11 protein-coding genes are annotated in these 12,200 nt (G+C 68.7%); 4 read left to right on the top strand and 7 right to left on the bottom strand.

Translation table 11 applies throughout. The features are described from left to right. The first annotated feature begins 59 nt into the window (after positions 1-59). Positions 60-791 carry a dienelactone hydrolase family protein gene (locus ACIBJB_RS11860; protein ID WP_398929226.1) on the top strand — a complete coding sequence of 244 codons (732 nt, stop codon included), beginning with the start codon at positions 60-62 and terminating at the stop codon, positions 789-791. 71 nt (positions 792-862) lie between these two features. On the opposite strand, the gene ACIBJB_RS11855 is transcribed toward ACIBJB_RS11860, so the two are convergent. Together ACIBJB_RS11855 and ACIBJB_RS11850 are read right to left on the bottom strand one after the other, a co-directional pair. Continuing rightward, positions 863-2,173 carry a glycoside hydrolase family 30 beta sandwich domain-containing protein gene (locus tag ACIBJB_RS11855; protein WP_398929224.1) on the bottom strand — a complete coding sequence of 437 codons (1,311 nt, stop codon included), beginning with the start codon at positions 2,171-2,173 and terminating at the stop codon, positions 863-865. Positions 2,174-2,595: 422 nt separating this feature from the next. Continuing rightward, positions 2,596-3,555: a LysR family transcriptional regulator gene (locus ACIBJB_RS11850; protein ID WP_398929222.1), complete on the bottom strand. Its 960-nt coding sequence runs from the start codon at positions 3,553-3,555 to the stop codon at positions 2,596-2,598. Positions 3,556-3,666: 111 nt separating this feature from the next. Between ACIBJB_RS11850 and ACIBJB_RS11845 the strand changes: the two genes are divergently transcribed. Continuing rightward, positions 3,667-4,677, top strand: coding sequence for an ArsR/SmtB family transcription factor (locus ACIBJB_RS11845; RefSeq protein ID WP_398929220.1), 1,011 nt, complete (start codon positions 3,667-3,669; stop codon positions 4,675-4,677). 207 nt (positions 4,678-4,884) lie between these two features. Beyond that, the gene (locus tag ACIBJB_RS11840; protein ID WP_398929218.1) at positions 4,885-5,070 is read left to right on the top strand and encodes a hypothetical protein; all 186 of its coding nucleotides are present in this window, start codon (positions 4,885-4,887) and stop codon (positions 5,068-5,070) included. A gap of 88 nt (positions 5,071-5,158) precedes the next feature. Here ACIBJB_RS11840 and ACIBJB_RS11835 read toward each other — a convergent pair whose 3' ends face one another. Both ACIBJB_RS11835 and ACIBJB_RS11830 read right to left on the bottom strand, forming a co-directional pair. Then, positions 5,159-5,512 carry a VOC family protein gene (locus ACIBJB_RS11835; RefSeq protein ID WP_398929216.1) on the bottom strand — a complete coding sequence of 118 codons (354 nt, stop codon included), beginning with the start codon at positions 5,510-5,512 and terminating at the stop codon, positions 5,159-5,161. Beyond that, the gene (locus ACIBJB_RS11830) at positions 5,509-6,600 is read right to left on the bottom strand and encodes a Glu/Leu/Phe/Val dehydrogenase dimerization domain-containing protein (RefSeq protein ID WP_398929214.1); all 1,092 of its coding nucleotides are present in this window, start codon (positions 6,598-6,600) and stop codon (positions 5,509-5,511) included. The genes ACIBJB_RS11835 and ACIBJB_RS11830 overlap by 4 nt, the downstream gene beginning before the upstream one ends. Positions 6,601-6,677: 77 nt before the next feature. Between ACIBJB_RS11830 and ACIBJB_RS11825 the strand changes: the two genes are divergently transcribed. Next, complete coding sequence (locus ACIBJB_RS11825; protein WP_398929212.1) at positions 6,678-7,136, top strand: Lrp/AsnC family transcriptional regulator; 459 nt, start codon at positions 6,678-6,680, stop codon at positions 7,134-7,136. A 61-nt stretch (positions 7,137-7,197) separates the two neighbouring features. Here the strand turns inward: ACIBJB_RS11825 and ACIBJB_RS11820 are convergent, their stop codons facing one another. The 3 genes from ACIBJB_RS11820 to ACIBJB_RS11810 form a co-directional block, all read right to left on the bottom strand. Continuing rightward, positions 7,198-8,040 carry an RNA polymerase sigma factor SigF gene (locus ACIBJB_RS11820; protein ID WP_398929210.1) on the bottom strand — a complete coding sequence of 281 codons (843 nt, stop codon included), beginning with the start codon at positions 8,038-8,040 and terminating at the stop codon, positions 7,198-7,200. 158 nt (positions 8,041-8,198) lie between these two features. Further along, positions 8,199-10,004: an RICIN domain-containing protein gene (locus ACIBJB_RS11815; protein WP_398929208.1), complete on the bottom strand. Its 1,806-nt coding sequence runs from the start codon at positions 10,002-10,004 to the stop codon at positions 8,199-8,201. 21 nt (positions 10,005-10,025) lie between these two features. Continuing rightward, the gene (locus ACIBJB_RS11810; protein ID WP_398929206.1) at positions 10,026-12,191 is read right to left on the bottom strand and encodes a beta-galactosidase; all 2,166 of its coding nucleotides are present in this window, start codon (positions 12,189-12,191) and stop codon (positions 10,026-10,028) included. Positions 12,192-12,200 lie beyond the last annotated feature (9 nt).

Below are 12,200 nucleotides of genomic sequence, written 5' to 3'. Positions count from 1 at the left end.
CCCTGGGCGGAGTACGACAGAAGCGCCCGCAGCAGGCATCCCGAAAGGCTCGAAACGCTATGCGCTTCACCTCTGAGACATCGTCCGACGGAGTCCTCGAACAGCACTTTCTCCTCGGCGACATCCCTGGCGTGCTATGGACTCCATGGGGTGCCGACGGAACCCGTTCCCTTGTCGCATTGGGGCACGGCGGCGGTCAGCACAAGAAGGCCCCTGACATCGTGGACCGTGCGCGCCGTTTCGTGGCCGAGTGCGGTTTCGCCGTGGTGGCTGTCGATGCGCCCAGCCACGGTGACCGGCCGGAACATGAGGAGTTCACCCGGATTGCGACCGAGTACGAGGCCCGGCTCGGCACCGGTGAGGGGCTTGCCCCACTGATCGCCGGCTTCCAGGCGCTCGCTGTCCGCCAGATTGTGCCGGAATGGCAGACAGTCCTCAACGCGGTACAGAAGCTCAGCCATGTGGGCGTTGGCCCGGTTGGCTACTGGGGTGTGTCGCTGGGCTGCGTGCTCGGCGTCCCGCTCATTGCCGCCGAGCCTCGGATCCGGGCGGCAGTGCTCGGCCTGGCCGGTGCTGAGGTGTCAGCCAAGACCGCCGCACGGATTGCCGTCCCGGTGGAGTTCCTCGTGCAGTGGGACGATGAGCGAGTGCCACGGGCCCAGAGCCTGGCACTGTTCGACGCCTTCACCTCAACCGAGAAGACGCTGCACGCCAACCCCGGCAAGCACGGTGAGGTCCCGGCGTTCGAGATGGACAGCACGCTGCGTTTCTTCGCGCGGCACCTTGGTTGATACCGCCGCCTGTACTGCGTGACGCGCGAGTCGGTCGTCCATCGAACGCTGCCGGGACCGGGAGTCCGCGTTCAGCGGATCACGAACGTCATCATGCTTCGAGCGGGGAGCGTGACCGTGAAGGAGCCGTTCGATACGGCGGTCGTCCCCTGGGACGCGACATTCCTGCTCGCATCGGTCAGCCAGGACGAGACACCGGGCCCGGCGCTGTTCGCCAGGGTGAACTGCTGACTCACCGCGGCGGCCCCCTTGTTGACGGCGACGACGACCGTGGAGCCGCCGCCCCGGTACGCCGAGACGTAGACGTCCGTTGCCGGCTTCGCCGTCGCCTCGACCCTCACATACCCGGGTCGGACGAACCTGGCGAAGTGCGCCATGGCGGCGCCGCGCTTGCTGATCTTGCCGTCCTCGCGCAGGGGGCCGTAGCTGCGCCGGATGTACCACCAGATGTAGGCCTGGAACTCTGCGTCCACCATGGCGCGGTGGATGTGCTCCCCCACGTCGAGCGCCTGGGGCCAGAGGTCCGCCGAATCCGAACTGTTGGGGTAGTAGACCTCCGTCATCCAGAGTTCTTTGCCCGCGCCTTTCTGCTTGAAGAGGGGGTAAGGGAAGTTCGCGAACGGCGTGCCGTAAAGGTGGGCTCCGATGACGTCCACGTTGGCGAGCGCCACCGAGTCGTTGAGGATCGGGTCCGACATGTTCTTCAGGTATTGGAAGGACTCCGGCGCGATGACCCTGGTGCCGATGGAGCCGGCGTTCTCCCGCAGGAAGCGAACCATTTCGGTGGGGGTCCACCACGTCCAGTCCTGCGCGTAATCGGGCTCGTTCTGCACGGATATGCCGTACAGATTCACTCCGTTGTTCCGCAGGTAGGTGGTGAAGTCGTTCAGGTGCTGGGCGTAGGCGCCGTACATGTCGTACCTGAGGCGTCGCGCGTTGGTCTGGCTGCCGCGGACGAAGGTCTCGACCATGGAGGCGGGAGGATTCCACGGCGAGGCGATGACGGAGGCCCCGAGCTCGACCGCGCGCTTCGCCGTCGCCAGATCGCGGTTCCAGGCCGCCCGGTCCTCGGGTACCGGGATCCTCAGCAGGGAGAACCCGAGCTTCCCGTCTCCGATCCCGAACGCCGTGTCCCGCTGGGCCGCCGTGAGTTCGCCGATCCAGGCCGCGTGGCTCATGCCGCCGAAGCCACGGATCGTCTGCCGCGTTGCCGACGGGTCGATGACCGCTGTGGCGGCAGCGGTCGCGGCCCCCGCATCAGAGGCATGCGCGACCGACGGCGCGGCGGTGAGGACGGGCAAGGCACCCAAGGTCGCCAGGACGGTCCTCCGGCTCGTCGATCTTTTCTCCCCGCTCAGAGGCTCATTGCGGCTCTGCGTCACGTTTCCTCCTCTGGGCTGCTGGTCCCGCTCCGTCTCCGCACGGATCCGATGGGAGCGCTCCCACAGTCAATGGTGACTACCCGCTTGCCTTTTCCACGGGAGGTGCTGAGTCTCGCCCGGCCACCGCTCAACGGCTCGACCAGTCACCCGTGCCGTTCGATATCGTGAACACTGTCCAAGTGGCGGACCTGTCGAAAGTTAACGATGCCACTCACTGCGGTCAAGCCCCTCGACGCGCACGGCCACCTCGGATCAATCAAATCCCCACGCTCGTCGGTAAGTTGCCTACGTGTCACGCTCAACCGTCGGCATGCAGAGAACTCGGCGGACGGCTGATCGTCGAACTCGCCGCGGCACCTCCCCGGGATCGGGCCGTGGCGCCTCTCATGTCCTGGACTGTCTCCGCGGGCGACCCACTCTCGTCACCCCTCGGGCGCGCCGTCGAGAGCCGCGCTTCCGGGCTGCCGGACTGTCCGGCGGGCTGCCTCACGCAGGGCGGAGACGGCCGGTGCGTTGCGGTGGTCCGGAAGCCAGGCGAGTTCGGCCGTCGAGAGACCCAACTCCGGGCAGTCGACGTAGGTGATGCCGGCACGCGGGTACAGGCGGCGGGCCGCGGAGGGCAGGAAGGTGATCGCCCTCCCTTGGGTGACGGCGAGGACCATGGCCTCGGTGTCCCTGACGACAGGGCCGAAGCGGACCGTTGTGCCGTCGGGGCGGGGATTCACGGTCAGATGGTTCCACCATGACCGGGGCACTTCCGGTGGCATGTCGACGACCATACGGTCGGCGAGGTCGCCGAGCGTCAGGGTGTCCCGGTCGGCGAGCGGGTCGTCGGCGGACAGACACACCACCCGCGTCTCGGTGGCCAGTTGAACGGACTGGATCCCGCCGGGCAGGGGACCGCGAAGGAAGGCGGCGTCGACCTCCCCGGTGAGCAGAGTGCTGAACATGTCGACGAAGGTCAGATTGCGGACCTCGATCTCGAGGTCCGGATGCGTTCCGCGAAGGTGGGAGAGGATGGCCTGGGCGTAGGGCATGGCCGCCTCGGCCCCGAGGCTGCCGACCCTCAGGAGTCCACGCGCCGCGCCGGCATGACGGTCGGCCGCCTGGCGCAGCCGGGCCATGGCATCGACCACTGCCCCGGCCTCCTCGGCGATGGACCGGCCGACCGCGGTGAGCCGCACATTCCCGCCGCCGCGCTCGACGAGTACGACTCCGAGCCGCTGTTCCAGCGACCGGATCTGCTGGCTGAAGGCGGGCTGAGTGACGTAGACCCGCGCTGCGGCGCGCCCGAAGTGAAGCTCCTGCGCGAGGACGAGAAGGAGTCGGAGTTGGTGGAAGCTCGGTTCTCGTTTGCCACCGGATCCGCCACCAGGACTCATAAACGAAAGTTTATCGACAAGAAGGTCATCCTCTCCCAACTCTCGGCTTTCCCCTCCCGACCCACTGCATCAGGATCTATGGGGTCCACACCTCCCTTCACAAGGAGCCACTTGCTTCGTATCCACTTCGGCTGGCGCGATCTGGAGAACATCCGGATCGCTCAGCAGCCCGAACCCCTGTGGGAGTTGATGTGCGCGGTATGCCGCCTCCAGACGTCTCAGGGGCTCGTGGAGTTCGGGCACTGGCGCCGCGAGACAGGTCGGCGGCTGTCGCGGGACCGACGGGCCTCACATGCACTGCACACCCTGCGCACCGTCATCCCGGCCTCCGGCTACATCCCCGACTTCCTCACGCCCTCGGTCACGGGCGAGTGCCTGGAGGCGGGGCTCGACGAGCTACGGGCGACGCCCCGTGACCGATTAGCCGCGGAACTGACGCGATTCGCCGACACAAGGCCGGTGCCGGGGTGGATGCGCGGCCCCCACGAACCGGCCGTCGCCTCGCTCAAAGTGGTCTCCGACGCTCTACGGGACTCGTTCCGGACGCTCCTGGAACCCCACTGGCGGCACATCCGTTCCGCTGTGGTCGACGACGTCGCGGTCCGCACGCGCGCCGTGCTCGGCGGAGGCAGCGCCGCCCTGTTGGAGGGCCTGCGCCCCTTCGCGCGATGGAACCCGCCGTATCTGGACGTCGACTATCCCGTCGACCGGGAGCTGCGGCTGGACGGGCGGGGGCTGATGCTCGTGCCGTCGTATTTCTGCTGGCGCAGACCCACCGCCCTTGCTGATCCCGGCCTCGATCCGGTCCTTGTCTACCCCGTCATGAAGCAGCCGCTCGACATAGCGCGAGCCGGCGAGGAGCGGCTGGAACGCTTGCTCGGCCGGACGAGGAGCGCGGTACTGGTCGACGTGGCCGGTCATCGCACTCGTACCACCACCGACCTGGCGCGGGATCTCGGGCTCGCACCGGCCAGTGCGAGCTATCAGATAGGCGTCCTGCGCGGTGCTGGACTCATCGTCAGCAGGCGCGACGGCAAGCACGTCGAGCACACGGCGACGCCCCTGGCTCTGAACCTGCTGGCCGGCACCGGGACGACGTTTCGAAGAGGATCGAAAACATAGCGGCCCGTGCAGGTGGGTGGCACTCTTCTTGCAACCGTTGACGACCGGGGGGAACGACATGGGGCGTGCCGTCAAGGCTGCGCTGATCGCACTCTTGGTGCTCGGCTGTTGCTCCGTCATCGCCACCCGCTCGGCACCACCCCAGAGCGTGACGATGACGGCGCCGTAGAGGGTGGGAACACAGACAGACACGACCATGGGGGAACAATGAACGTGCGCAAGCGGGCGATCACCGTGGTGTTCCTGGCAGCGACCGCCCTGGGCTTCCTCGGCGCGCCCGCCATGGCGGCACCGATGCCGTGGGAAACCAGCAAGGTCCCCGCCATCCCGGCCGCGGCCGACCACCAGCACGGCACCGTCACCGTCCAGTGCGCGCCTCCCTGCTACCAGTAGGCGTACCAGTAGGCGCCGCGAGCACCGCCGTTCGTTGGCCAAGTCCCCTGTCGGCCGAGGCAGTTGGCATGACGGAGCATGGGGCGGATCAGTAGTACTGGACCAGGCAGAATGCGTGCTCTTCGGGATCGGCCATCACGACGACCACGCCTTCGTCGTAGTCGTGCCGTTCGCCGGTGAACCGGCCGCCGAGGGCGACGACCTGGGCGATGCCGCGGTCGATGTCGTCGACTGCGACGTCGAGGTGCAGGCGTACCTTGGTGCGCTTCGGCTCGGTCACGGGCTGGAAGGTGAGCCGGGGCTGTGGGTCGCCGGAGTTGCCGAGGTAGACCCAGCCGGGCCGGGACGGCGTTGGGGGGCGGTCCAGTAGTGCGCTCCAGAAGCCCGCGATCCGTTCCACGTCGAGGCAGTCGATGGTCACTCCGACCCAGCGGTTCGTCATGTCGTCATCTCTCCCCGGTAGCCCGTGCGAACGCGTTGCCCGGCCAGTTCGGTGGCCGCCTCGGCGGGTGTGGTCCCGTGGGTCCGGGCCGTGTGGAAGACCTGCCGGAGCGTCGCTGCTATGCCGGCCAGACGCTCGGTCAGCTGTTCCTCGGATTCTCCGCGCAGTTCGACCCCGGTGGCGTGGATGACTCCTCCCGCGCTGACGACCACGTCCGGTGCCCAGAGGATGCCGCGGGCGGCGAGGAGGCGGGCGGTGGCCGGTTTGTCGAGTTGGTTGTTGGCCGGGCCGGCGACGGCTGCGCACCGCAGCAGTGGCACCGTGCGCGCGGTAAGTAGGCCGCCGAGAGCGGCCGGCACGAGGATGCCGACCTCCGTGGTGAGTGCGTGGTCCGGATCCACCCAGCGTGCGCCCATCTCCTCGGCCAGGCTGCGGGTGGCCGGGTCGATGTCCGTCACTACGAGCCGCGCGCCGGCCCGGGACAGGAGCCGGGCCACGTGGGCGCCGACCGCACCGAGGCCGATCACCCCGACGGACCGGCCGGCGAGCTCCGGTGAGCCGAAGGCCTCGTCGGCCACCGCGCCCAGTGCCGCGAGGGTCCCGCGCGCGGTGTGGAAGGAGGAGTCACCGCTGCCGCCGTCCTCGACGGGCCGGCAGCACACGTGCGTGGTGCGTTCGCCGATCACGGACATGTCGGCCGGGCTGCTTCCCACGTCCGGGCCTGCGGTGTAGCGGCCGCCGAGCGAGTCGATCGCGTCGCCGAGGTCGTGGAGCAACGCCGTGCGCTCCACGCCTGTCGGAGGAGTCGCGGCGGGGAGGGCGACGACCGACTTTGCGCCGCCGTGGTCGAGACCGGCCAGCGCGTTCTTCTCGGTCATCGCCTCCGCCAGCCGCAACGCGTCCGCGACCGCGGCGGCGGGGTCGGGGTAGTGAGCGATCCGGCACCCGCCGGCGGCCGGGCCGAGCGCGGTCGAGTGGACCGCGATGGTGATCGCGAGGCCACTGCGGCGGCCGCGCACGACCTGTACCAGCTCGTGCGAAGGATCCGGGACCTGGAGGGCCAGAGCTTCCTCAAGTGCGGCTGTCATGGCGTGAAGCTAGCCCTTCCGACAGCTGTTGCGCCGCTGGGCCGAATGGAATTCGGTACGGCGGCCATAATCGCCGCATGGACGAACTTGATTCGGCGATCGTCCGGCATCTGCAGCGTGATGCGCGGCAGACCAACCGCGACCTCGCCCGCACGCTCGGCATCGCCCCGTCGACCTGCCTCGAACGCATCCGCGCCCTACGTGCCCGCGGAGTCATCACCGGCTACCACGCCGCCGTCGATCCCGCCGCCCTGAACCGCCATGTCCAAGCGCTCATCCACTTCCAGATCCGGCCCCTCAGCCGGGCGGTCATCGAGGCGTTCAAGACCTATGCGGCGGGCCTGCCCGAGGTCAGCACGGTCTACGTCGTCACCGGCGGCGACGACATGATCGTGCACGTCTCCGTGCCCAGCATCGACTACCTCCACGGCTTCCTGATGGACAAGTTCACCGCGCGCCGCGAAGTTGTCGGCTTCCGGACCTCTGTGATCTACCAGCACACCCACAATCAGGTGCTCGAACCCCTCACCCCTTGACTCGGTCCGGGCCCGGCCCCACGGTGACGAACGGGGCGCCCGCGCTGCCACGCCTCTGTGTTCAGTGGCTGCTGAGCATGCCTTCGCGTAGGCGGGTCAGAAGGCGGGTGATCAGGCGGGAGACGTGCATCTGGGAGACACCGAGGTGTTCTGCGATCTGGGCCTGGGTGAGTTCCTCGACGAAGCGCCAGTGGATGATCTTGCGGTCGCGTTCGTCGAGTTCGGCGATCATGGGTGCGAGGGCGTGGAAATCCTCGACCAGGCCGAGCGCCGGGTCCTGGTTGCCGATGAAGTCCGCGAGGACGCTCTCGCCCTCCTCACTGCCGCCGATCGCCGCGTCCAGAGAAGCCGACTTGTAGCCGTTCGAGGCCAGTCGGGCCTCGACGATCTCCTCCTCGGGCAGACTCATCAGCTCGGACAGTTCCCCGGTGGTCGGCGTCCGGCCCAGTCGGCTGCTCAACTCCTCGGTTGCGCGGGCCAGTTGCACGCGGGCCTCCTGCAACCGGCGAGGCACGTGCACGGCCCAGGAGGTGTCGCGGAAGAACCGCTTGATCTCACCGACGATGTAGGGGACGGCGAAGGAGGTGAACTCCACCTCGCGGGACAGCTCGAACCGGTCGATCGCCTTGATCAGGCCGATCATGCCGACCTGGACGATGTCCTCCATCTCCTCCTGGCCACGACTGCGGAACCGGCCGGCCGCGTAACGGACCAGGGAGATGTTCATCTCGATCAGCGTGTTGCGCGCGTACTGGTACTCGGGCGTGCCTTCCTCCAGCACCGCGAGCTGCTCGAAGAACAGCTTCGACAACTCCCGCGCGTCCTTGGGAGCCACCTGGGACGGGTCGGTGATCTCCGGCATGGTCACCGTCTGTCCGGCGGTCCGCACGGTCGTCGTCGCCATGATGTGCCCCTCCCACTGTGTCGGCCTCGTGTCAGCCTGCCCGCTGACCGGTGATCATCCGACTACCCCCGCCTTGAACACGCATGCACCCGAATGTGCAACGGACGTGGCCGGGTTCCGGCGATCGAGCCGGAACCCGGCCAGGTTCCTCCGGTGACCTAACGGACCAGCTTCCAGTCCTGAGAGCCGTCGTCGGCGGCGCTCTGGAGGGTCAGCGGTGCTCCCGCGGACGCTCCGGTCAGATAGAGAGTGGTGTTCTTGACCGCCTGGAGCCGGTAGTAGCCGTCGGAGGTCTTGACGAGGTTCCAGCTGCCCGACGAGCTGTTGTCGACCCATTGGCCGATCCGCTGGCCGGCCGTGGCGTTGCCGGTCCAGATGGCGGCCGCGCGGCCGCCCGACTTGTTCAGCAGGGTTGTGCCGCCGTTCGGTTCGGTCACGACGTGCCAGTACTGGGTGTCCTGGTCCGCCGCGGCACCGGCGTCCTCCAGGGCTACGTCGGGCACGTCGCCGTTCCCGAGGTTCGCGTCGTTGGTCTTGTTGCCGGTGCCGATCACCTGGCCGGTCCTGCGGTTGACGAGCCGGTAGTAGGTGCCGGCCGAATCCCCGAGGTCGACCTCGGCGTAGGCGATCGTGGAGGTGCCCTGGTTGTTGAGGATCGCGATGCGGCCGGTGCCGTCGACGTACTGGAGGTTGCGGCTGTAGCCGGCCGGCGAGGTGGTCTGGTACTCCGTCCACACGCCGTCGCTGCGGCCGCTCTCGTTGACCCACACGTCGCCGCTGTTCGACGCGTTGTAGACCAGGCGTCCGTCGGGCAGCCGGATCAGGACCGGGCTGCCGCCGCCCGCGAGCGGGTGGGACCCCGCGACGACCGGGAGGGAGCCGACGGACATGCCGGTCTGGGTGCCGCGGAAGAATGTGAGCGGATCGTCGGCGATGGCGTAGCGGGTGTTGGCGCCGCCGCCCCAGTACTCGAAGGTGAGCATCCACCTGCCGTCCGTCGTGCGGACGATGTTGGTCATGCCCGGCCTGCCGCCGCCGATCTCGGTCTTGCCACCGCCCAGGTCCTGGACGGATCCGGAGATGTCGACGACGGGGTCGCTCCATGCGGCGTTCCTGCCGTCCCAGGTGCGGTGCACGAGGATCTGGCCGTGCGAGTCGGTCGCCGTGTCGTTGGCGGGATCCTTCTTCGGGACGCCGGTGACCGGGTCGAAGCCGGTGTAGTCGTTCTCGTCGGAGTAGTAGCAGACCAGCTTGCCCTGGTAGACCATCAGGTACGGCTCCCAGAGCGGGTCCACCTGCTGGTACGTGTTGGCGGCCGCGATGTTCTGCCCGACCGCTCCCGCACTGCCGCCCTGCCAGCCGGCGGTAGAGACAACGTTGACGACCTTCCAACTGCTGCCCTGGTCGGTGCTGGAGTACAGGGCGATGGCCATGTCGCCGCGGTCGCCGTCGTTGTTCGGCGTCCAACTCGGGTCGGCCGCCTTGTGCTCCTTGTAGTAGGAGTCGTCACCGGAAACGACGCTCGCCAGGAGCAGGGTGCCGGCCTTCAGCGCGCCGACGCTCTGCGGGAGTACGTACAGGTACGGGTTGGTCCAATTGCTCGTGTACTTGGCGTACTTGGGGTCCTTGGAGAGGTACGCCGGTGCCTTGACCTCGGACAGCGGCTGCCAGCTGGTGCCGTGGTCGTCGCTCTTGTAGACGGGCAGGGTCTGCCCGTCGGCGCTGCCCGACGCCGGCACGACGGTGGACTTCTCGAACGACGCGACCAGCCGCCCGCCGGGCAGTTGGGCCGACTTCGGGTAGACGGCGCAGTTGCCCCGGCCCTTCAGGCACGGGTCGCTGCCGAGTTGGTACAGGATTCCGCCGGTCGGGTTGTACGCCTGCGCACTGACCATGGGTATCGCGAGTATCGCGGATGTCGCCGCGAAGGTTCCGAGGGCTCGTCCAAGCCTTCTTCTCTGCATGGCCCCTCCTCAGGGGATGGATCAGGATCGGTCGGTTGCTTCAGAGGCCGGCGCGCCGTCGGTGTCGCCGGAGACGAGGACACGTACGTCCCACGGGCCCAGGTCCACCGCGGCACCGGCCGGTACGAGGTCGCCGTTCAGGACGTCGGCCAGATTCACCGGGGTCTGGGCCCGCGTGGGCTGCCAGCTCCAGTTGTGCACGATGTGGACGCGCCGTCCGTCGGGAGCCGTGCCCGTCGTCGCTGTCACGGATTCGGGGAGTTCCTGCCACCCGCCCCGTGGGTCCGGAGCCATCCAGGCGGCCAGCGCTTTGGCGAGGTGGCGGTCCGGCACGGTGCCCACGCAGGTGACCCGGCCGGCGCCGTGGCGGTGCGTGGTGACGGCCGGCCAGCGCCCGAAGTGCGGGTGCTCGTACGAGGCGAGGGCTTCGGCGCCGACGACCGTGAGGCCCTCGGCCCAGTGCGTCGCCGTCGCCTGAGCGGGCACCGGGAGCGGGCCACCGGGTACGGCGCGGACCGCGACCGTCCCCACCAGGTTGCTGAATTCGTCGTACTGGACCCCCGCGGCCTCTGCGAGCCGTCCCGGCGCCGGTTCGTGACGGGCCCGGGCCTCGTGGTCGGCGTAGCCGGTGCGCGGGCCGAGGACCAGGTGACCGCCCGCGTGCGCGTAGGCGGCGAGCCAGTCGAGGGTGGCGTCGGCGGCGATGTACAGCGCTGGTACCACCAGTACGGGGTGGCTGCGGGCGGCCTCTTCCGGTGCCATCCGCTCGTACAGCTGTCGGGCGTGCACGATCCGTACCTGGCGGCCGGCGTCGAAGGCGCCCCGGTAGAAGGGGTCGAAGAGGCGGTGGTAGGCGGCAGGATCCGGCGAGCCGTCCGGCTTGGACAACGGCGGGTACTTCTGCATCAGCCACTTGCTCGGCATCGAGTAGACCATCGTGATGTCGGCATCCGGCTCGAGTCCGGCGACGAGCGGTCCGGCCTTCGCGAACTCCGCGCCCAACTGCGCGACTTCGGCGTAGGTGCGGCCGGGCCGGCCGCTGTGCGGGAGGACTCCGCCCCAGTAGGTCTCGGCGCCGAACCGCAGGGTCTGCCACTGCCAGTACTCGATCATCCGGGCGCCGCGCGCCACGTGCGCCCATGCGGCCTGGCGCCACTGGCCGTCGTAGCCGGGCCGGTTGTCCCAGGCGAAGCCGATGGAGTTGGCGTTGGTCTCGGTGACGAGGAAGGGCTCCTGGCGGGAGGAGAACATCCAGTCGGCGGTCTGGTACATCGACCACACGCCGGTGGTCTTCCAGACCTGCTCGTGCTCGTCGGGTGTGGGGTCGGGCAGCCGCAGGCCGTCCTGCATGTCGTAGTACGGGTTGCCGGAGGCGATGTCGAGGCGGTCGCTCATCTCGTCGTCCGCCACCCCCTGGCGGGTGTAGGAGATGCACGTGGTGACGAAGTGCTCGGGCCTGGCGTACTCACGGACGATGTCCGCCTGCCATCCGATGAACTCGGTGACCTGGCGGGCCTGGAACTCCCGCCAGGCGACGTCGTATTGAGGCTGTTCGTTGCCGTCCGGGGTCCACAGGTCGGCCCAGGTCGACAGGCGGTGCGACCAGTACACCAGCCCCCACTCGCGGTTGAGGGTCTCGACGTCGCCGTACTTGTCGCGCAGGTGGTCGACGAACCGCTGGAAGACGCCGTGGTTGTGGAAGAGGTGCAGGCCGGGTTCGTTGTCGACCTGCCAGCCGATGACCGCCGGATGGCCCGCGTACCGGGCGACGATCTTCCGGATGATCCGCTCGGCGTGGAAGCGGAAGGCGGGGTGGGTGAAGTCCGCCTCCTGCCGGGCGCCCCAGCCGATGCGCTCGCCGGTACGGCGTTCGCCGGTGATCTCCGGGTACTGGCGGGCCAGCCACGGTGGAACGGCGTAGGTCGGGGTGCCGAGGATGACGGAGATGCCGCGCTCGTGGGCGCCGTCGAGGACCGGCTGGAGCCAGTCGAGATCGAAGCGGCCGTTCTCGGGCTCCCAGGTCGACCAGACTGACTCCCCCACGCGGATCACGGTGAAGTTCGCCTGCGCCATGAGGTCGAGGTCGGTCTTCAGGCGTTCGTTGGGCCGCAGTTCAGGGTCGTAGGCGGGCGTGTACTCGTGGTAGTACGCGGCACCGAACAGGACGCGGGCGGGCAGAACCGCCATGGGGGAACC

Origin of the sequence: Streptomyces sp. NPDC050759, assembly GCF_044456945.1 — a bacterium.
In the GTDB taxonomy this organism is placed as follows: domain Bacteria; phylum Actinomycetota; class Actinomycetes; order Streptomycetales; family Streptomycetaceae; genus Streptomyces.
Note: the sequence above shows the minus strand (reverse complement) of the source record. Positions and strands in the feature narration are given on the sequence as shown.

Bases quoted from the DNA above. Each gene is read 5' to 3' on its own strand.
- ACIBJB_RS11810 (WP_398929206.1), bottom strand. From the start codon at position 12,191: ATGGCGGTTCTGCCCGCCCGCGTCCTGTTCGGTGCCGCGTACTACCAC.
- ACIBJB_RS11840 (WP_398929218.1), top strand. From the start codon at position 4,885: ATGAACGTGCGCAAGCGGGCGATCACCGTGGTGTTCCTGGCAGCGACC.
- ACIBJB_RS11830 (WP_398929214.1), bottom strand. From the start codon at position 6,600: ATGACAGCCGCACTTGAGGAAGCTCTGGCCCTCCAGGTCCCGGATCCT.
- ACIBJB_RS11835 (WP_398929216.1), bottom strand. From the start codon at position 5,512: ATGACGAACCGCTGGGTCGGAGTGACCATCGACTGCCTCGACGTGGAA.
- ACIBJB_RS11860 (WP_398929226.1), top strand. From the start codon at position 60: ATGCGCTTCACCTCTGAGACATCGTCCGACGGAGTCCTCGAACAGCAC.
- ACIBJB_RS11820 (WP_398929210.1), bottom strand. From the start codon at position 8,040: ATGGCGACGACGACCGTGCGGACCGCCGGACAGACGGTGACCATGCCG.
- ACIBJB_RS11850 (WP_398929222.1), bottom strand. From the start codon at position 3,555: ATGAGTCCTGGTGGCGGATCCGGTGGCAAACGAGAACCGAGCTTCCAC.
- ACIBJB_RS11815 (WP_398929208.1), bottom strand. From the start codon at position 10,004: ATGCAGAGAAGAAGGCTTGGACGAGCCCTCGGAACCTTCGCGGCGACA.
- ACIBJB_RS11825 (WP_398929212.1), top strand. From the start codon at position 6,678: ATGGACGAACTTGATTCGGCGATCGTCCGGCATCTGCAGCGTGATGCG.